Source organism: Planococcus sp. TJ-301 (genome assembly GCF_058268475.1).
Map to the genome: position 1 here is coordinate 1,740,176 of NZ_JBZDOH010000001.1, position 18,683 is coordinate 1,758,858.

General features: G+C 47.4%; 18 protein-coding genes. 2 read left to right on the forward strand and 16 right to left on the reverse strand.

Annotated features, from left to right (window positions below; all coding sequences use genetic code 11):
• Positions 1-7: 7 nt before the first annotated feature.
• From AC4EHJ_RS08555 to AC4EHJ_RS08615, 13 genes are all read right to left on the reverse strand, one after another.
• On the reverse strand, positions 8-1,429 hold the full coding sequence (locus AC4EHJ_RS08555; RefSeq protein WP_490975138.1) for an SLC13 family permease: 1,422 nt from the start codon (positions 1,427-1,429) through the stop codon (positions 8-10).
• 28 nt (positions 1,430-1,457) lie between these two features.
• Entirely contained in the window at positions 1,458-2,150 is a 693-nt protein-coding gene (locus tag AC4EHJ_RS08560; protein WP_490975139.1) for a class I SAM-dependent methyltransferase, read from the reverse strand.
• 263 nt (positions 2,151-2,413) lie between these two features.
• Positions 2,414-3,478: a tartrate dehydrogenase gene (locus AC4EHJ_RS08565; protein ID WP_490975140.1), complete on the reverse strand. Its 1,065-nt coding sequence runs from the start codon at positions 3,476-3,478 to the stop codon at positions 2,414-2,416.
• Between the two features lie 51 nt (positions 3,479-3,529).
• Entirely contained in the window at positions 3,530-4,195 is a 666-nt protein-coding gene (locus AC4EHJ_RS08570) for a GntR family transcriptional regulator (RefSeq protein ID WP_490975141.1), read from the reverse strand.
• A gap of 136 nt (positions 4,196-4,331) precedes the next feature.
• Positions 4,332-5,222, reverse strand: coding sequence for an NAD(P)-dependent oxidoreductase (locus AC4EHJ_RS08575; protein ID WP_490975142.1), 891 nt, complete (start codon positions 5,220-5,222; stop codon positions 4,332-4,334).
• A 13-nt stretch (positions 5,223-5,235) separates the two neighbouring features.
• The gene (locus tag AC4EHJ_RS08580) at positions 5,236-5,790 is read right to left on the reverse strand and encodes a Fe-S-containing hydro-lyase (protein ID WP_490975143.1); all 555 of its coding nucleotides are present in this window, start codon (positions 5,788-5,790) and stop codon (positions 5,236-5,238) included.
• A gap of 12 nt (positions 5,791-5,802) precedes the next feature.
• Positions 5,803-6,645 (reverse strand): fumarate hydratase, encoded by an 843-nt coding sequence (locus AC4EHJ_RS08585; RefSeq protein WP_490975144.1) that lies wholly within the window; start codon positions 6,643-6,645, stop codon positions 5,803-5,805.
• A gap of 20 nt (positions 6,646-6,665) precedes the next feature.
• Positions 6,666-7,166: a PaaI family thioesterase gene (locus AC4EHJ_RS08590; RefSeq protein ID WP_490975145.1), complete on the reverse strand. Its 501-nt coding sequence runs from the start codon at positions 7,164-7,166 to the stop codon at positions 6,666-6,668.
• 17 nt (positions 7,167-7,183) lie between these two features.
• Positions 7,184-8,551, reverse strand: a complete 1,368-nt coding sequence (locus AC4EHJ_RS08595) for an MmgE/PrpD family protein (RefSeq protein WP_490975146.1) — start codon at positions 8,549-8,551, stop codon at positions 7,184-7,186.
• 5 nt (positions 8,552-8,556) lie between these two features.
• A complete protein-coding gene (locus AC4EHJ_RS08600) occupies positions 8,557-9,351 on the reverse strand; it encodes an enoyl-CoA hydratase/isomerase family protein (RefSeq protein ID WP_490975147.1) in 795 nt (264 codons plus the stop codon).
• A 26-nt stretch (positions 9,352-9,377) separates the two neighbouring features.
• Positions 9,378-10,304 carry a hydroxymethylglutaryl-CoA lyase gene (locus AC4EHJ_RS08605; RefSeq protein WP_490975148.1) on the reverse strand — a complete coding sequence of 309 codons (927 nt, stop codon included), beginning with the start codon at positions 10,302-10,304 and terminating at the stop codon, positions 9,378-9,380.
• 283 nt (positions 10,305-10,587) lie between these two features.
• Complete coding sequence (pcaC, locus tag AC4EHJ_RS08610; protein WP_490975149.1) at positions 10,588-10,968, reverse strand: 4-carboxymuconolactone decarboxylase; 381 nt, start codon at positions 10,966-10,968, stop codon at positions 10,588-10,590.
• Between the two features lie 101 nt (positions 10,969-11,069).
• A complete protein-coding gene (locus AC4EHJ_RS08615; RefSeq protein ID WP_490975150.1) occupies positions 11,070-12,098 on the reverse strand; it encodes a DctP family TRAP transporter solute-binding subunit in 1,029 nt (342 codons plus the stop codon).
• 415 nt (positions 12,099-12,513) lie between these two features.
• On the opposite strand from AC4EHJ_RS08615, the gene AC4EHJ_RS08620 reads away from it, so the two are divergent.
• Positions 12,514-13,011, forward strand: coding sequence for a TRAP transporter small permease (locus tag AC4EHJ_RS08620; protein ID WP_490975151.1), 498 nt, complete (start codon positions 12,514-12,516; stop codon positions 13,009-13,011).
• Positions 12,999-14,261, forward strand: a complete 1,263-nt coding sequence (locus AC4EHJ_RS08625) for a TRAP transporter large permease (RefSeq protein ID WP_490975152.1) — start codon at positions 12,999-13,001, stop codon at positions 14,259-14,261. Before AC4EHJ_RS08620 ends, AC4EHJ_RS08625 begins: the two co-directional genes overlap by 13 nt.
• Positions 14,262-14,325: 64 nt before the next feature.
• Here the strand turns inward: AC4EHJ_RS08625 and AC4EHJ_RS08630 are convergent, their stop codons facing one another.
• From AC4EHJ_RS08630 to AC4EHJ_RS08640, 3 genes are all read right to left on the reverse strand, one after another.
• A complete protein-coding gene (locus AC4EHJ_RS08630; RefSeq protein ID WP_490975153.1) occupies positions 14,326-15,624 on the reverse strand; it encodes an amidohydrolase in 1,299 nt (432 codons plus the stop codon).
• 38 nt (positions 15,625-15,662) lie between these two features.
• Positions 15,663-17,192, reverse strand: a complete 1,530-nt coding sequence (locus AC4EHJ_RS08635; protein ID WP_490975154.1) for an AbgT family transporter — start codon at positions 17,190-17,192, stop codon at positions 15,663-15,665.
• Positions 17,193-17,381: 189 nt separating this feature from the next.
• On the reverse strand, positions 17,382-18,548 hold the full coding sequence (locus tag AC4EHJ_RS08640; RefSeq protein WP_490975155.1) for a M20 metallopeptidase family protein: 1,167 nt from the start codon (positions 18,546-18,548) through the stop codon (positions 17,382-17,384).
• Between the last annotated feature and the right edge of the window lie 135 nt (positions 18,549-18,683).

Here is an 18,683-nt window from a genome sequence, read left to right on the forward strand (position 1 = left end):
TTTCACGCTATACCAAGCCGATCCATTGCCACCACGTCGCGGCGACTAAAATGGTAGCGGCGATGGATATCGCTGTTGCATATAAGCCAGGCTTTAAAAAATCCTTCTGTTTGATCATTCCGGTGCTATGTGCCAACAGATTCGGCATCGACTCGACAATGAGCACAAAACCGAAAAGGCATGTGAGGCCGGTCGTGAACCCGATCACCAACGGATTAATGCCCGCGTTCTGCGCCACGCTAATCAAGATCGGCACCAGAACGACGACAGCGGTCGCGACATTGGAGATCAGTTTATGGAACAACTGAGACAGTAGAATAACTGCTACAACCGCCATGAGCGGATTCTGCAGCAAGCCGGTAAACCATCCGACGCTTAAATAATTGCTAATCGTATCGGCTGCGCCAGAGTCGGCAAATGCATAGCCCATCGACAGCGTGACGCTGATCAGCAGCACCGTATTGTAATTTATTTTGACGACAGTTTCCCAATCAGCTACGCCGATTTTTGGCAATGCCATCAGAACGACCCCGATCAATGCTGGCAGGCTCGGGTGCATGCCATGAATTGGTTCTGTCAGCCATAGCATGACGATGAACAAAAGAATTCCGATGCCGCGTATTTCACCCGGTGTGACTGGACCGAGCTCTGCCAGCTTATCGCCCATCTCCTGGCGGATTGCCGGAAAAGAACGCTGTTCCGGAGGCAACGGAAACGTCTTCAGCAACATCAGCCAAATTGCAGGAATCAGGATCATCCACAGCGGAAAGGTATAGTAAAACCATTGGAAATACGTAATTTTGATTCCCGCGAAGCGGTCCAGCAATTCGACCGTGAGAATGTTGCCGATGGCGGCGGTCATCACGGACGTGCCGCTGATGATGCCGCCGAACGCTACACCCAGCATGATCATTTTCCTCAAGTTGCTGCCTGCCCCCGCCTGCGTCGTTTCGATAATCATCGAGGACACCGGCAGGATCAGCGCAGACCGAACTGCCGTGGAAGGAATAAAAAATGCCTGGATCTGCTGGATGATGATAATACTTCCGAGCAATCCTTCCGGGCTGCTGCCCCATCTTTTTAAAATCCAGTAGGTCATCCTTCTGATCAACGCGGTTTCGTTGACTGCCGTTGCAAGCATCATGCCGGCCACAATCAAATAAGTGGCAGGCGAAGCAAAGCCGCTAAAAATGACTGTTGAGTCCGCCGCTTTTAATATGAGCATGGCAAGCAGGATAATCAAAGCAGTCAAGCCGATCGGCACCGGTTCGAACGCCCATAAAATGATGCCCGAGACGATAATAGCCGTCATTACTTTTGCGTCATGCGAAAATGCATCCGGCAAGCCAAAAAACAGGAGCAAAAAAACAGCGACGGAAAATGTGAAAGATGCAAACGCCTTATAATCGGTCATGGGGAATCTTTTCATGGCATTTCACGCCTTTCCCTGCCTCTGTTTAACCGGCATAGCAGATCCAGCCGCCAAAATGGTTGGTTTTAAAGAATTTCGTGATTTTCCGGAATCCGGCTTCCACCAGTAATTCCCGCAGCTTTTCTTCCGGAATCGAGGCTTCCACCAACGTGCTTTTCATCAGGTTCTCAACTTGCTCCTCCGATAAATTGGTCATATCAAGCCAATAATTTTTCCATAATGCTACCTGCTCTTGAAACTCTTCGTCTTGCGGATCGCCGTATTTGCTTGCCAGCACTAGAGGCGCGCCAGGTTTCAAATGGGATCTCAATTTTTTCAGCAGCGCAAGCTTTCCTTCTATTTCTGCAACGAAATGCAAGACCAGCAGGCAAGTCGCCGCATCAAAAAGCGCCGCTTCCGGGACATCTTCGACCGTTCCCTGGATCAGAATTGTCCGTTTCTCCATATCGTTCTGCTGCGCTTTTATCCACGCCGCTTGGAGCATCGCTTTTGACGGGTCTACTGCAGTAAAACGCCAATCGGGATTTGGCGGCCCGAACGTTTTCAGTTCATTGCCGCCTCCACCGCCTACTACAAGAACAGCTGCCTCCGCCTCCAATTTAGATCGAAGAAACGTATTGGTCAGCCGCAGGAGCTGGTCGTATGTCGGCAATGTCCGCCTCACGCCTTTGTCGTATTCCTGTGCGATATCGGAATCAAATGCCATTTTATCGGACATCTCTTACACCTCGTTTCCTGCTCTTTTTTACTTGCCGATTCCTGGAACATCCGGCATCCAAAGCAAAATCTTCACTTTAATGAAAACGCTTTCTCGAAAACAAATCAAGCAGCCGGAAAATAACATTCTGTGGATATTGGATACAATTTAATTACAAATCTAATACTACTAAAAATTCCGACTATTGTAAATACGAATAACAGGAAATCCGGCTTGCCCATCTATAAATTTCGTAGATAAACATCGCCAAATCTCCTGCTGGTTTAGTTGGACCGTTTCTTAAGCGCTTCTATAACAGCATCAGTCACTTCTTTTGTATTCGAACGGCCGCCGATATCGCCTGTTTTGATGCCTTGCTGCAATGTATCTTCAATTGCTTGCAGCACGAGAGCGCCCATTTCGGGTTCCCCCAAGTGGTCAAGCATCATTTTTGCCGTCCATATTTGGCCGATCGGGTTTGCGATGCCTTTGCCGTAAATGTCCGGAGCCGAGCCATGTACCGGTTCGAACATAGAAGGGAATTTTCCGTTCAAGTTGATGTTGCCGGCTGGCGCGATGCCGATGCTGCCCATGATTGCCGCTCCGATATCGCTGAGAATATCACCGAATAAATTGCTTGCCACAACCACATCAAGCGTTTGCGGCTTAGTGATGAAAAATGCAGAAAGCGCATCGATATGTTCGCTATTCGTTTTGATGTCAGGGTAGCTCGCGGATAATTCTTTGAATACCTCGTCCCAAAATGGCATCGAATGGGCAATCCCGTTCGACTTGGTCGCACTGGTCAGGCTGCCGCCTCTTTTTTGCGCAATTTCAAAACCGTATTGCATGACACGGGAAACGCCTTTCTTTGTGAATACCGCATTTTGGACGACAATTTCATCTTCGCCGCTATGGACCCGGCCGCCAATGCTGCTGTATTCTCCTTCGCTGTTTTCACGGACGATCATAATATCAAAATTTTCAGGACGGCTCAGTGGTGAAACCATTCCCTCCAGCATTTTCGCTGGCCGGACATTGATGACTTGCTGAAATTCCCGACGGATTTTCAGCAGCAGCCCTGCAAGAGAGACATGATCTGGCACGAGGGCAGGATCTCCGACAGCACCCAGAAAAATCGCGTCGCTTTGGCTGATTTGTTCAAGACCGTCTTTCGGCATCATTTCGCCATGCTCAATATAGTATTCGCAGCTCCACGGATAATGGCTATAATTGAATTCAAGGCCACCATGGATTTCTGCAACAGCATCAAGGACACGCAATGCTTCCGGCACAACCTCTTTTCCGATTCCGTCCCCTGGTATTACGGCAATATCCAATCTTTTCATGAACTTGTCCCCTTTTCCCTAAGCGTTATTTAAGCATTCCGGATAGAACGGTCATTTCTCGCTGATCATGCGGATCAAGTTATCTTTTGTGCGCAGGATATGCTGCACAGTCACTTGCCGCAGCTTTTCGGCGTTTTTATCTTTAATAGCTTGGAGCATTTGGCCGTGCTCTTTATGCGATTCCGACAAATGGTCCGCCAGTAAACTCGGCGTATATGGCGGAATGCCTTTCCACAGCGTTTCGATAAAACCTTGAATTCGTCTCCACGGACATCCTTCGCGGATGATGCGGTGGAATTCGGTGTTCAGAGCCATAAATTCCTCCATATCATGTTCGTCCGCTTTCAGCATCAGCATCCTGCCGTAGATGTTTTCCAGCTCGGCAATCTCTTCCTCGCCCAGAAATGGCAGCGCCTTCACCACCGCCTCGCCTTCCAGCAAAGCGCGGAGCTGGTAAATTTCCTCAATATCTTCAATCGATACAGGCGTCACAATGGCGCCTCTTCTTGGCTCAATGCTGACAAGGCCTTCCACTTCCAGCTGGCGCAATGCTTCACGCAGCGGCATCCGGCTGACGCCCAGCTTTTTCGCCCACTCCTCCTGCATCAACCGTTCGCCCATCTTGAATTCGCCTTTTAAAATCAATTCACGCAGTTTTGTCGTGACTTTGAACTGCAATGTAGCCCTATCTTGTTCCGTTAATCTGAATTTCTCCATGTGGCACCCCTCAAATACTGTTCTCTTCTAAATCGGCTATGGCATAACATTGCTGGTATGCCAACAACGCCTTTAAATTAAGAATGATGAAGTAATTTTAACACTAATCAACTGTGTTGGGCACGAAGGGATTCAGTCATCCTTTTATCTCTACATTGAACATTTCTTCGATGCTTTTGATGATTGCGGTATGATCTTCGCTTCCACGGCCCTCGGTCCAAGCTTTTTTCCATAACTGGAACGAAGCACCGGAAATGAACATCGGTACACTTTCCTGTTCAGCCATGCTCATGGCAATTTTCAAGTCCTTAACCATCAGGTCCAGTGTGAAGCCGACTTCAAAATTTCTTGTCAGTACCTGATTGGGAAATTTGAAATCACTGGAAAAACTTCTGCCTGTGCTGGTGTTGATGACATCAAGCATTTTTGCTGGATCAAGCCCCAGCTTTACGCCGAGCGCCATCGCTTCCCCAGTTGCTGCAAGCGTTGTCGCGGAAATCATATTATTCAGCGCTTTAATGGTATGCCCCGCTCCAGCTTCTCCCACATGATTGATATTCTCTCCGAGCATTTCCAATAACGGCAGCGCTTCGTTGTAATCTGATTCTTCGCCGCCCACCATGATCGACAAGGTACCATTTTCAGCCTTTTTGACGCCACCCGAAACCGGTGCGTCGATCATGCGGAAACCTTTCGCTTTCATCGCTGCGCTTAACTCTTTCGTTACAGAAGGGATCGATGTCGTCATTTCGATGAGCAAGCTTTCCCCGTTCATGCCATCCATTAAGCCATTATTGCCTTGCAGCGTCTCTTGGACGATGTAAACATTCGGCAAGACGGTGATGATGTATTGAAATTTCCGTGCCAAATCGGCCGGGCTTTCCGCTTTTTCAGCTCCCAATGCCACCATTGCCTCAATGGCATCTTGGTTCACATCGTAAATGCCGACTTCAGCGCCTCCATCCAGCAAACGTCTAACCATTCGGCCTCCCATATTTCCCAGTCCGATAATCCCTGCTCTCACCATTATCCGTCCTCCTCTATTGCTCTCTGTATTTCTCGACGCCTTCCTGATAGATGTCTCCGCCATGCGCATCGTTGATAACAAAAACCGGGAAGTCTTCTATTGTCAGCTTGCGGATCGCTTCCGGCCCTAAATCATCGTAAGCGATTACTTCAACCGATTTGATCGAACGGGAAATGAGCGCTGCCGCTCCGCCGACGGCTCCGAAATAGACGGCTCTGTGCTTTATGATCGCCTCTTTCACTTCGTCGTTGCGGTAGCCTTTGCCGATCATCCCCTTAAGGCCTTTTTCGAGCAGTGCCGGCGTATACAAATCCATTCGCCCGCTAGTCGTCGGCCCCGCAGAACCGATCACTTCCCCGGGCTTTGCTGGCGTCGGGCCCGTGTAGTAAATCACTTGGCCGCTGACATCAATCGGCATTGGGATTCCTTGCCGTTCCTCTTCAATCATCCTTTTATGGGCTGCATCACGCGCCGTGTAGACGACCCCTGACAGCAGCACGCGATCGCCCGCTTTCAATAACTCGATATCTTCTTCTGTTAATGGCAACCTAACTTTCTTCTGGACCATTCGCCTTCCTCCTTATAGCACAGCCGTCTGGTGGCGGCTGGCGTGGCAGTTCAGATTGACTGCAACCGGCAAGGCGGCGATATGGCACGATTCTGCTTCCACTTTTACATCGAGCGCCGTCGTACTGCCTCCCATGCCTTGTGGACCAATTCCCAATCGGTTGATAGAAGCAATCAATTCTTCTTCGAGCGCCGCTACGTCAGGGTCCGGATGGCGTGTGCCAATCGGCCGGAACAGCGATTTCTTCGCCAGATAAGCACAACGTTCAAAATTGCCGCCGATTCCGATGCCAACAATTAGCGGAGGACAGGCATTCGGCCCCGCTACTTTAACAATCGACAGAATATAGTCTTTGACCCCTTCAATACCGTCAGAAGGTTTGAGCATTTTCAACGCGCTCATATTTTCAGCGCCTCCACCTTTAGCAGTCATGTGAAGCACCATTTTATCACCTTCCACCAGTTCAATATGGACGATGGCCGGTGTGTTATTGCCGGTATTTTTTCGATTCAACGGATTGTAGATCATCGAATTCCGAAGATATCCTTCACCGTAGCCTTTCGAAACGCCTTCGTTGATGGCGTCGCCTAAAAGTCCGCCAGTGATGTGGCAGTCCTGCCCAAGTTCCACGATGAAAACCGCTGTACCTGTATCTTGGCACATCGGCACTTGTTCAGCTTGGGCAATATCGGCATTCTCAATTAATTGCGCAAGCACTTCCTTGCCGGTTTCGGACCGTTCGGTAGAAAGTGCTTTTTTGAATGCCGAATAAACGTCATCGCCCAAATTATAATTGGCGCGCTGGCACATCCCGGCCACTTCCTCTACAACGTCGTTATAATGGATTTCCTTCATGTTGGTCCCTCCTTCCAAAATTACTTTCTTCCGGAAATATAAAATGTTCCGAGCGCTTTTGCGACAAGCGTTCCTTTGTCATCAGTAACAGTACATTCCGCCGCCACCGTACTGCGGCCACGGCGCAAAATGACCGGTGCCGCCAACAGACGGCCGCCTTGCCCTTTTTCAATGAAATTCACTTTCAGCTCCAGCGTGAATACTTTCTCGCCTTCCGACAAGGTTTTTAGAATGCTGAAGCCGATCGCCACGTCCGCCAAGGTGTAAATTGCGCCTCCTTGCGCGACGCCATACGTATTTTCGTTCTGCGCGCCAAGTTTCATCTCCGCTGTCCCGTCAGCATGCTGCTCGATTCCAAGAAATCTCCCAAGAAAATGCATCGGCACAGTGTTTGGTTGATGCGTCCGTGAAGACTCGCCGTAAAGCGACAGCACATACGCCACTTCATCCAATTCTTTTTTATCCAGCGCGGCCAGCCCTTTTTGCAGCTCATCTAACCGTCCGCGATTGTTGTCAGCCATATGCTCGCCCTCTTCACCTACAGATTGTCCATCAACTCTTCAACGCTGTGCACTTTTTCCAAATTCAATAATTTCTCAGCGATCCGTTCTCTCTTTTCGGCTGGAAAATCATTTGCCATGCCGATGAATTTATCGTACAACTCTTGTGCAGTTACCGCGTTTTCCGGATCCCCTTTCGGATATTCGGTTACCATTTTGACCGAATCGCCACCTTTGAATGCCACTTCCACTGCCGCTCCCCATTTTTTCGGGTAGCTGGCATCGATGCCGGGTTCCGTAATGACCTCCACTTTTTTCATCAGCTCGCGCACTTCGTCGTCCCACAGGGATTGTTCATTGAAATCCGCCAAACTGGCGCTGCCTTTCAATAGGGCCAATGCTGAGCAGAACTGAAGGCTGAACTTTGCCGCATATTCGGTTTGCGGAGCTGGATCGTCTGTGATGTTCAGCGCGACTTGATAGGATTCGACTTTCACCGATTCAATCTCTTCGAGTGATGGCTTGCGCTCCTTGAAAATGTCAATTAGCATGTCGACCGCATGATGCGTGTGCCGGCATGAAGCATGAATTTTAAATGAGTTCTCCATGATTTTAAATTGTTGGCCTAAGCCTTCCGTTATACGCGTTTCGTCGTATTCCTCGCTCATCGCCTTGAAAAAGCCACGGTCGCCTTCGAGAATCTTACGGGGACCGGTAAACCCTTTTTGGGCCAATAAAGCCGCGAGTACGCCGTTCATTGAAGCTTTCGCGGTATGAAGCTGTTTTGACATCGCGCCGTCTTCGATAAACTCCCATAGACCCGCCGCTTGCGTCCCAGCGTTTCCGAGGGCCGCAATCGTCTGTTCCTCATCTAAGCTAAGCAATTTTGCCGCGGCGATTGCCGATCCGAATGTTCCGCAAGTCGCGGTATTGTGCCAGTAATAATAATGCGAAGGCGATACAGCTTCCCCGATCCGGAAACAGACTTCATAGCCGGCGACTACGGCTGTGATCAATTCTTCCCCCGATAATTTCTTCCATTCCGCAATTGCCAGCGCCGCCGGGATGACGACAGTGGCCGCATGGATAATCGAACCTTTATGGATATCATCAAGTTCCACGACATGGCTTGCTGCGCCGTTGACCATTGCCGCATTCAAAACGGATGACTTTCCGCCGGTAAATAGGCGCGCTTGTTCACTCCCGCCCAGATCAGATGCAAGTTCCGCAATCATCTGAACTGGCCTTTTGCCGGAACCGGCAATCGCCGAACCGAAATAATCCAAGATGCAGAGCTTCGTAAATTCCACCACTTCCGCGGGCAATTCGCTGTATGTCAGCGCTGTGCTGTATGCCGCAAGCTTTTTGCTCAGTTCAAGCGCTTGTTCTCCTTTTACTTCTTGCATTTACGTCATCTCCCTTGCCAGTTTGCTTTCCGTTTTTCGTTAAAAGCCAAAATCCCTTCCTGGCGGTCAGCTGAGTTCGCGCATTTATAATATTGATCCAGCTCAATCACCAGCGCTGTATTCAAATCGGTTTCGATTCCCGTGTTAATCGCTTTCTTCAACGCTTTCAGCGACAGCGGCGCATTTGCCGCAATTTCCTTGGCAATCGACAGCGTCACTTCCAGCAATTCCTCTTTTGGCACCACGCCATTCAAAATGCCTGTCTCAAACGCTTTCTGCGCCGGGATCTTATTGCCTCTGAACAGGAATTCCTTTGCCAGCCCGATCGGAATCGCACGCGGCAGTAATTGCGTGCCGCCGACTCCAGGAATAATGCCGAGCTTCACTTCAGGAAGCCCCATCTGAGCGTGTTCTGATGCATAGCGTAAATCACAGCTCAACAACATTTCCATGCCCCCACCAAGCGCAAAGCCATTGACAGCCGCAATGACCGGATACGGAAAATTCCTCAGGCAGGCATAAGCTTCCTCGAAAATATCGTGCTGTTTCTTCCATTGTTCATTCGTCATGCCTTTTCGCTCTTTCAAATCCGCGCCAGCGCAAAAGCTTTTTTCACCGGCAGCGGTCAACACAAGCACGCGCAGATCCGGCTTTTCCTGAATTTCCTTAAGGCATTCGATCAACTCGATGCCCATTAGCGTATTCAGCGAATTCATCGCCTCTGGCCGGTTCAATTCAAGGATATAAACGTTTTCAGAAGCGTAATCTTCTTTTAATTTGATTGTTTGCCAGTCAGCCATCTTGTCATCCCCCAAGTTTTCAACGTTTAATTGTTCGGCACCGGATATTTCCGGTCAGAAGGCCCTGCTTTCAAAATATAGCTCGGCGTCTTATGGCCGACCACTTTTTCAAGTATGCGGGAGGTTTCAATCAACCCTCCGAGCGAAATGCCGGTTTCGATGCCCATAGTGTGCAGCATGTGGACCGCGTCTTCCGTACAGACATTCCCGGTAGCTCCTGGCGCAAATGGACAGCCGCCGAGCCCGCCGAGCGATGTGTCAAAACTGTCCACACCCGCTTGAATGGCTGACAAGATGTTGGCAAGTCCCATTCCTCTTGTATTATGGAAATGCAGATTGAATTTCTGCTGTGGGTGGACTTTTTTCAAGCTCTCCAGCAGTTCAAAGACTTGCCGCGGATTCGCCATGCCTGTCGTATCCGCTAATGTGATGATATCAATTGGCAGACCAATAAGTTTTTTCACCAGCTCACTGATGCGTTCAGGGGGCACATCCCCTTCAAACGGACAGCCAAACGTAGTCGCAATCGACACATTCATGATGATTCCATTCGCCTTGCAAAAAGCATGGATTGCTTCGAGCTCTTCCAGAGATTGTTCTGTGGTCTTGTTCACATTTTGCAGGTTATGGGTATTGCTCGCTGAAAAAACGAAATTCACTCGTTCCACGCCTTTCAAACTCGCGAGCTCTGCGCCTTTCAAATTCGGAATCAACGCAATCAACGCCGGATGGGCTGGTTCTTTGGCAATTTGGGCATAAAACTCACCGCTGTTCGCCATTTGCGGCACCGCTTTCGGATGGACGAATGAACCGAATTCAATCGTTTCGACGCCCGCATGGACCAACCCGTCAAACAGCTCTTTCTTTTCCTCAAGGCTGGCGATCTTCGCCTCCAATTGAAGCCCATCTCTTAACACGACTTCGTTTATCTTCACACGCTGCGGAAAATGCATAATGCCCCTCCTTTGAGATCATGATGCCCCATCAAAACTTTCGCTTTATTTCGGCTACAGCCCGTTAATCAAAGCAATTATATAAATTAAACTAAATAAGCTTTTATACATCGCTTCGTAAGATACTTTTCGATATGGAGTAAAACCTTCTTAGTTTAATTTATAGTTGTATTTTGTATCCAAAATAATGGCGAAAATTTTTACCCGCTTTGCTGCACTTGGATTTGCTAATTGCTGCAGCCAAGTGCGCGTCGGGAGGAGCTTTTATTGGCCTTTTAATGGCTTATTCTTTGTCCATTTCATCAAAAACTTCTTTTGCGGAGCGAAAACTGTCGATTGCTGCCGGCACGCCGCAGTAAATCGCTGTTTGCAAGAATATTTCTTTAATTTCATCGCGTGTCAGACCGTTATTGATTGCGCCTCTGACGTGAAGCTTTAATTCATGCGGGCGATTGAGCGCTGTGATCATCGCCAAATTGATGATGCTTCTTGTTTTTCTTTCCAAACCGGGACGTCCCCAAATCTCACCCCAGCAATATTCTGTAACCAATTCCTGCATCGGCATATTGAAATCCGTCGCATTATTGATCGAATTCTCGACGTATTCGGCTCCAAGAACGCTTTTTCGAATTTCTAACCCTTTTTCAAATTTTGCTTTATCCACATTCATTCTCCTGTCTTAAGGTTATTTTGAAAGAATTCAAATAAAGTGAAAAAGCTGGCTATGGATACAGCCAACTTTTTCAATTCCAGCCATAATGGCCATTATTCTCCAGCAGCTTCTCTTGCCGCTTCGTATACATCAGTGCCAATTTCCTCTTCAAACTCTTCATAGATTGGCTCCAAAGCAGTTCTGAATTCTTCCACCTGTTCAGGAGTCAATTCAGTGATTTCGATTTCGCCGCGTTCTTTGATCAATTCCAATGCTGCTTCATTCAAAGTAAGGGCTTCTTCACGTGCCACTTTCGTGCCTTCTTCAACGCCTGCTTCAACAATCGCTTTTGTTTCTTCGTTCATGCCTTCCCAGAATTCAGTGTTTGTGAAAATTGCGTAGTCAACACGTGTATGGTTCATAATTGTCATGAATTCTTGCACTTCATCGAATTTTTTCGATTCGATGTTGCTGAATGTATTTTCCTGTCCGTCAACTACTCCTTGGTCCAATGCAGTGTAAAGTTCACTGAATGGAATCGATTCAGAACCGGCTCCAAGCGTTGAGTAAACCTCTTCAAGAACTTGTCCGCCTTGTGTACGGAATTTCAATCCATCAAAATCAGCTGGAGATGTGATGGCACGTTCGTTATTCGTTACATGTTTTCCGCCATTCGGCCACATTTTCAAGCCAAGTACACCATCTGCTTCAAGGCTTCCCAAAATTTCTGTTCCTTTTTCCCCATCCCAGAAAGCGATGGCTTCATCATCGTTGTCAAACAAGAACGGCAACGATGGAACGTTGAATTGCGGGTTGTTCCCTACGAATTTAGATAAATCGGGAGCAATGAATTGTACGTTATTCGATACTAAGTTTTGGTATTCATCTTGGTCACCGAACAAAGAACTGTTTGGGTAGATTTCAACTGTGATCTTTCCATCCGACTCTGCTTCAATATATTCTTTCATCGCCAATGCACCTTGGTGCTTCGGTGTGTTTTCAGCTACTACGTGCGAAAATTTAATCGTCGTTTCTTGAACCCCATCCGCGCTTTCCGATCCACCGCCTGACTCCTCGCTTCCGCAAGCTGCCAAAACAAACCCGACCACCAATAAAAATAACAATAGTGTTACCTTCTTCATGTACTCTTCCCCCTTGTATGTTTGTTTTCCTTTAGTGCTGCCCAGCCTATTTCGTTTTTTGAAAGGGTTTTCATTTTACCGTTTACGCCTCCCTTTTCATTGAACTTTTACTGCTGATTTGGAGTCGGTTCCCTGTTTCTTGATTATTGGATACAACTCAACCCCAAATTATCACAGCAAAATCATATTGTAAAGAAAAATTTTAATTTTCTAACACTTTAATTCAGACTCATTAATTCACTTTTCCAGTCTCCTTCTTTAAAAGGCGAGGATTATTTCTAATAAAAACTCAAATTTCCGTTTAAATATTTTTAATAATTTAACTATTTGGTCTTGTTATTCTAAAACGCTTATATTATGATTTGACTTAGCATCTCGTATCCAAAATACATGAACGGGATAAGGAGGAGAATTAATGAAAATTTTAGACTGGATTGAAAGCGCTTTCTCAGCTGTTTTATTTTTAGCAGGAATTGGAATCAGTTTGTATTCGGTATTCATGCGTTATGTAATAGGAGCATCACAAAGCTGGGCAACAGAAATTTATACCATGCTACTGGTGTGGGCAATCTTCATCGGTTTCTCCACTGCCTTAAAAGAAGACAAACATATTGCCATCGATATCATTTATGACCGAGCAGGCCCAACCTTCAGAAAAATTTCACAAGTTTTCACTCTTTTGGTCGGAATCTCATTCAGTGTTTTCGTTATATGGACTGGCCTGGATATGGTTATGACCGCATACGAACAGCAAATCAAAACCATCGATCTTAACTTCCCGATCTGGATCAACTATTTGATTATGCCGATTGCCGGTACATTGCTGTTTATCCGGTTCTGTGAAAAAGCCTATAAGTTTTTTGTTAAGAAAGAAGACGTTACTCACGGGGAGGATATTCTATGGAAGCAGTAATTGTAATTGGCTTATTATTCTTCTTTGCTTTATTGCGGGTGCCGATTGCCATCAGTTTGGCGATGTCCAGCATCATCGGCTTGTATCTGGTTGATTTTTCTTTAAATACCGTTATTCAGCGGATGTTTACCGGCGTCAACAGTACGACGCTTATGGCAATTCCGGGCTTCGTATTCGCCGGTTTGATTATGGCGCAAGGCGGAATTTCAAAATATCTGATTGAAGCCATCCGCGTATGGGTTGGCCATACAAAAGGCGGCCTATCAGTTGTAACCGTGTTAACGTGTATGATATTTGCAGCGATTTCCGGTTCCAGCCCAGCCACTGCTGCGGCAATCGGCGCAATCATGATTCCGATGATGGTCAAAGCGGGATACGATAAAAAGTATTCTATGGGATTGGTCGCATCTGCGGGGACGCTGGGAATTTTGATTCCGCCTTCTATTCCGCTGATTTTGTATGGATCGGTTTCAGAGCAGTCTACCGGCAAATTATTTTCCGCCGGTATTTTACCTGGTTTGGTGCTCGGTTTAGCACTCATCATTTATGCAGTAATCGTGGCCCACAAAAAAGGCTATGGCGGTTCACCGAAAGTTCCTTTAAATGAAAGATGGCGCCCGACTCTTAAATCCATTTGGGGTTTAATAATGCCAGTTCTTATTTTGGGAAGCATTTACACCGGTGTCGTTACACCGACTGAAGCATCATTCTTGGCGGTTTTATATTCTTTGATCATCTCGATATTCGTTTACCGTGAGTTAGATCTAAAAAAATTCAGAAATATTTTAACAGAATCCATCAACACCACAGCGATGATTTTCCTAATTATCGCAGCCGCGCTTGTGCTCGGAACTTTCCTTACTACAGAACAGATTCCACAAAGCTTTGCGCAATGGGTCAGCGACAGCGGCTTTAACAAATGGACATTCTTGCTGATTATCAGTTTGCTGTTCTTCGTCCTCGGAATGTTCCTGGAGCCGACAGCTATCATCCTGATTACGCTGCCAATCTTGCTACCGATCATCACAGCATTGGAAATTGATGTTATTCACTTCGCGATCATCATGGTCGTCAACATGGAGCTTGGGATGATAACCCCTCCAGTTGGGCTGAACCTCTTTGTCGTCAGTGGGATAACCGGCGAGAAAGTGGAAGAGGTCATCAGGGGCGTTGTGCCATTTTTCGCGATATTCGTTATCGTTTTGGTCATTGTCATCGTCTTCCCGCAGCTTTCGTTATTCCTGACGTAACAGTAAAGTTTAATTGACATAAGAAAAGACAGGGCAGCTGCCCTGTCTTTTCTTATGTTTTATGTTATGTGTTGCTTAAGTTGAACGCTGAGCGCAGGAGTACATCCACCGCCGCCGGCATCGATGCTTCATCAAAATCAAAGCGTTCGTTATGATGCCCTGCTGCCAAGTCGCTTCCTACGATGCAATAAGTCGCCGAGCCCCCGAGTTCTTTCACCCGTTCCATGTAATACGTGGCGTCTTCAGATCCAGCCGCATCGGTCGACCAGGCTGTCACTTTATTGAAATATGGAGATTCTTCGGCTATCGCTGCAAGATCTTCGACCAGCTTGCTGCTCGGCATGCTGCTTTTCGCTTCGCCGACAATATCCATCTCCACTTCCACGCCGTACATCGCAGCCGCCCCGGTTAGGACAGCCAGTGCCTGGGAGCGAATAAAATCATTGATCTCAGAAGTTTCACCACGCGTTTCCAATTTCATCTCAGCGAGCGGCGCAATAATGTTGCGGCCTGAACCGGCAGTCAATACGCCGACATTGATGCGGGAAGCCCCTGCTGAATGGCGCGGAATGCCGTATAGCGCAAGAACTGCTGACGATGCAGCCGTTAATGCGTTGCGCCCTTCTTCCGGTTTGCCGCCAGCATGCGAAGCTACGCCTTTAAAAGTGACATCCAATTTCGTCGTGGCAAGGAAGCCGGAATTGCCGGCGATGAATTCGCCTGTCGGAACGCCTGTCCCAAGGTGCATCGCGATGAAGAAATCCACATCGTCCACTACGCCCGCTTCCACCATCGACTTCGCGCCGCGCGTCCCTTCTTCAGCTGGCTGGAAGATCAATTTGATTGTCCCAGCCATCTTTTCTTTATTGTCCATCAACGCTTTTGCCAAACCAAGGCCGATAGATGTATGCCCATCGTGACCGCAAGCGTGCATTTTAGAAGCATTCATCGAAGCAAAGCCGTTTTCAAACGGCACATGCCCACCCGCCATGTCTTCTTGGATATCCAGCGCGTCCATGTCAAAGCGGTAAGCTAGCACTGGGCCGGGCTTGCCGGTTTGCAGCGTCGCTACAATTCCCGTCATCCCACCTTTGAATTTCGGCAGCCAATCGAGGTCTGCTCCATTTTGTTCGGCCCAGCTATAATGAGCGTCCAGAATTTCTTCCGAAGGGACGCCCATGCGATGTTCGGCTTTCATGACGTCTTGCGCCCATTTCAATTCGTAGCCAAGTGACTCTAAATAAGGTGCAACAAGTGATGCTGTGCGCATTTCCAAAAATCCAGATTCCGCATGCTTATGCAGATCCCTGCGCCACTTGATCATCTCTTCCTGCAATTCGTCGCCAATCCCTATTCCCATCATGAAATCTACTCCTTTCATCTTTTTACAATCTGCCTAGCTTACAAGAAAGGCGTAATGCCTGGTCCGTATTGTAAGCCTGCATAGAAGAATATGAGGAACATGATAATCCAAACGACTAAGAAAGATAGCGTATATGGAATCATCAACGAGATCAATGTCCCCATTCCCGCTTTTTTATCGTATTCACGCATGAATGAAAGAACAACGATGAAATACGGGTTCAGCGGCGTCACGATATTCGTAGACGAATCCCCAATCCGGTAAGCCATTTGGGTAAATGCCGGATGGTAGCCCAGCTGCATGAACAACGGCACGAAAACTGGAGCTTCCAGCGCCCATTTCGCAGAACCAGAAGAAATCAGGAAATTCAGCATTGATGTAAAGAGAATATATCCGATAATGAGATAGATTCCTGTGAAATTGATTTGTGTCAGCAATTCAGCCCCATTGACCGCTATCCAGGTTCCGATATTCGTCCACGTAAAGTAAGCGATAAACTGAGCCGCGGCAAAAATCAAGACAATAAATCCGGACATGTCTTTAATGGATTCCCCCATAAAGCCGACTGCATCCTTTGAACTTTTGATGACTCCGACCGTTTTTCCATAGGCTACACCAAGGACGATGAAAAGCCCCAAGATCACCGGTACGATTCCTGTTAGAAAAGGCGAAGGGATCAATCCGCCATCTTCGTTTCGAAGCGATGACCCTGGCAGAAAGATGAGCAAAGCAATTAAAGCAAGGTAAGCCAAAGCCGCAAGTCCAGCATTACGCAACCCTTTATTGGCTTTTGGATGTTCTTCAGCACTGACATCTATGACAGCGTCCCCTTCATACTTTCCAAGTTTCGGTTCGATGATTTTTTCAGTAATCAGCCCCGCAACTATAGTCAAAACAAAAACAGAAACGATGTTAAAATACCAGTTATCTGCGGGTGTCACAATAATTGAGTCGTCCAAGATAGCGGCAGCTTCCGTTGAAATACCGGAAAGCAAAGCATCTGTACCAACAATCAATAAATTTGCGGTGAAACCGGCGCCCGCACTGGCAAAGCCAACAGCAAGCCCTGCAAGCGGATGGCGTCCGACTTTATAAAAAACCATCGCAGCTAGCGGTGGAATCAAGATTTGTGCCGCATCTGAAGCAATGTTTCCCATAATTCCTACAAAAGCAATCGCGTAAGTGACTAATGCCGCGGGAGCTTTTAAAATCGTCTTACGGATGGCTATTTCCAATAAGCCGACCTTTTCTGCAAGTCCGATTCCAAGCATTACTGCAAGGACGGTTCCAAGCGGCGCGAAGCCGGTAAAGTTGGTGAGCATGGATGTGATTATGTATTCCAAACCCGTCCAAGACAACAGGTTCTGAATAGCAAGCGTCTCGCCAGTACCCGGATGGACGACAGATGCATTGAACAAACTGAAGATAAATGATCCTATAATGACTGCAATGGACAAATACACGAAAATCATGAATGGATCAGGCAGCTTGTTCCCTATCTTTTCTATTGCGTTTAAGAATCGGATAAAAATACCCGTCTTTTCCGCCTGCTTCTCTGGACTTTTCATATTGCGCCTCCCTAAATAAAAGAATTTTTATTCATTTTAACAATATTATATACATTATTTTCAGGATTACTCAATATTATTTGAAGAAAATTGCATATAAGCTTATTTTTAGCGAACTTTATAACTATTTTTTAAACAACCATAAAGTTCGCTGATCAGCCACGGTTTTCGTGGCAACTCCACCAGCAGTCAGTTTTTCAGTTTTTTAAGGGCGCTGACCGTCACATCGACCATCGTATTGATGCCGATTTCCAGCGCATCTTCGTTGAAGAAAAATTCCGGATCGTGGAGTGGCTTCGATTTTTCTTCCCCTTCTTTCGCACAGCCCAACCAGTAGAAAGCACCCGGGTATTCGGCCAAAAATCGTGAAAAATCTTCGCCTGCCATGGAAGGGTCTACTTTTGGCAATGCATCAGCGCCGTGCAGCTCTTCAGCGCGTTCCCGAATCAGCTCTGCCCATTCCGGCGTATTGACGGTAGCGTCATAGCCTTCGATGTATTCATAGTCGATTTCCGTTTCAAATGCTTCTGCGAAACCTTTTACGAGACTGTCGATTCTCCGTTTTACCGTTTCTTTCGCCTGGCTGCTATAAGTTCTGACTGTGCCATTTAATTCCACACTGTCCGCGATGACGTTATACCGGTACCCTCCGCTAATTGTGCCGATTGTGATGACCGCTGATTCCAGCGGATTGACATTTCGGCTGACTATCGACTGCAGCGAAGAGATAAATTCGGCAGCGATGACGATGGCATCTTTGCCTTGGTGTGGCATGCTCGCGTGCCCGCCTGCACCTTTGATCGTGAAGATAAGCCTGTCGGAAGCCGCCATCATTTCCTTGTCCCTGACGCCGATCTGGCCCACCGGCAAATCCGGCCATACATGCTGTCCAAAAATGACATCCGGTTTGAACTCATCAAATACTCCGTCTTCCATCATCGGCCGCGCTCCGCCGATTGGCGTCGATTCCTCGTTTGGCTGAAACACAAGCAGCACACGCCCAGACAGCTGGTCTTCCATTTCTTTCAACTTGAAGGCTGTGCCTAGCAGCATCGCGGTATGTGCATCGTGTCCGCAGGCATGCATTTTCCCAGCTGCCTTGGATTTGAATTCAACATCCGCCTTTTCCGAAATCGGCAAGGCATCAATATCTGCACGCAGCGCCACTGTGCCTCCTGTGCCGTTTCCTTCAATGATTCCAAGCACACCGGTTTTTGCAAATCCCGTCTTAAACGGAATGCCAGCTTTTTGGAGCTCTTGTTGAATGCGTTCAGACGTTTCCCATTCTTCTCCGCCAAGCTCCGGTTTCTGGTGCAATGCCCGCCGAATTTCTTTTACCCGCTCTATATCCACCATGCAACTCACCCTTTCCTTATCGCTTTACTTTCTTTTTGAGGATAGCATAAATCGAAATAGCGATGTTGAATAATTCCAATTCATAAAATATTGCATCATCTTTACTATATTTCGGCTCTCGAATAACTGCGACCG

Coding starts and splice junctions, on each gene's coding strand:
- AC4EHJ_RS08570 (WP_490975141.1), bottom strand. CDS start 4,195: ATGGAGAAATTCAGATTAACGGAACAAGATAGGGCTACATTGCAGTTC.
- AC4EHJ_RS08595 (WP_490975146.1), bottom strand. CDS start 8,551: ATGCAAGAAGTAAAAGGAGAACAAGCGCTTGAACTGAGCAAAAAGCTT.
- AC4EHJ_RS08560 (WP_490975139.1), bottom strand. CDS start 2,150: ATGTCCGATAAAATGGCATTTGATTCCGATATCGCACAGGAATACGAC.
- AC4EHJ_RS08620 (WP_490975151.1), top strand. CDS start 12,514: ATGAAAATTTTAGACTGGATTGAAAGCGCTTTCTCAGCTGTTTTATTT.
- AC4EHJ_RS08580 (WP_490975143.1), bottom strand. CDS start 5,790: ATGGTCCAGAAGAAAGTTAGGTTGCCATTAACAGAAGAAGATATCGAG.
- AC4EHJ_RS08640 (WP_490975155.1), bottom strand. CDS start 18,548: ATGGTGGATATAGAGCGGGTAAAAGAAATTCGGCGGGCATTGCACCAG.
- AC4EHJ_RS08585 (WP_490975144.1), bottom strand. CDS start 6,645: ATGAAGGAAATCCATTATAACGACGTTGTAGAGGAAGTGGCCGGGATG.
- AC4EHJ_RS08615 (WP_490975150.1), bottom strand. CDS start 12,098: ATGAAGAAGGTAACACTATTGTTATTTTTATTGGTGGTCGGGTTTGTT.
- AC4EHJ_RS08555 (WP_490975138.1), bottom strand. CDS start 1,429: ATGAAAAGATTCCCCATGACCGATTATAAGGCGTTTGCATCTTTCACA.
- AC4EHJ_RS08635 (WP_490975154.1), bottom strand. CDS start 17,192: ATGAAAAGTCCAGAGAAGCAGGCGGAAAAGACGGGTATTTTTATCCGA.
- AC4EHJ_RS08575 (WP_490975142.1), bottom strand. CDS start 5,222: ATGGTGAGAGCAGGGATTATCGGACTGGGAAATATGGGAGGCCGAATG.
- AC4EHJ_RS08605 (WP_490975148.1), bottom strand. CDS start 10,304: ATGCATTTTCCGCAGCGTGTGAAGATAAACGAAGTCGTGTTAAGAGAT.
- AC4EHJ_RS08600 (WP_490975147.1), bottom strand. CDS start 9,351: ATGGCTGACTGGCAAACAATCAAATTAAAAGAAGATTACGCTTCTGAA.
- AC4EHJ_RS08625 (WP_490975152.1), top strand. CDS start 12,999: ATGGAAGCAGTAATTGTAATTGGCTTATTATTCTTCTTTGCTTTATTG.
- AC4EHJ_RS08565 (WP_490975140.1), bottom strand. CDS start 3,478: ATGAAAAGATTGGATATTGCCGTAATACCAGGGGACGGAATCGGAAAA.
- AC4EHJ_RS08590 (WP_490975145.1), bottom strand. CDS start 7,166: ATGGCTGACAACAATCGCGGACGGTTAGATGAGCTGCAAAAAGGGCTG.
- AC4EHJ_RS08630 (WP_490975153.1), bottom strand. CDS start 15,624: ATGATGGGAATAGGGATTGGCGACGAATTGCAGGAAGAGATGATCAAG.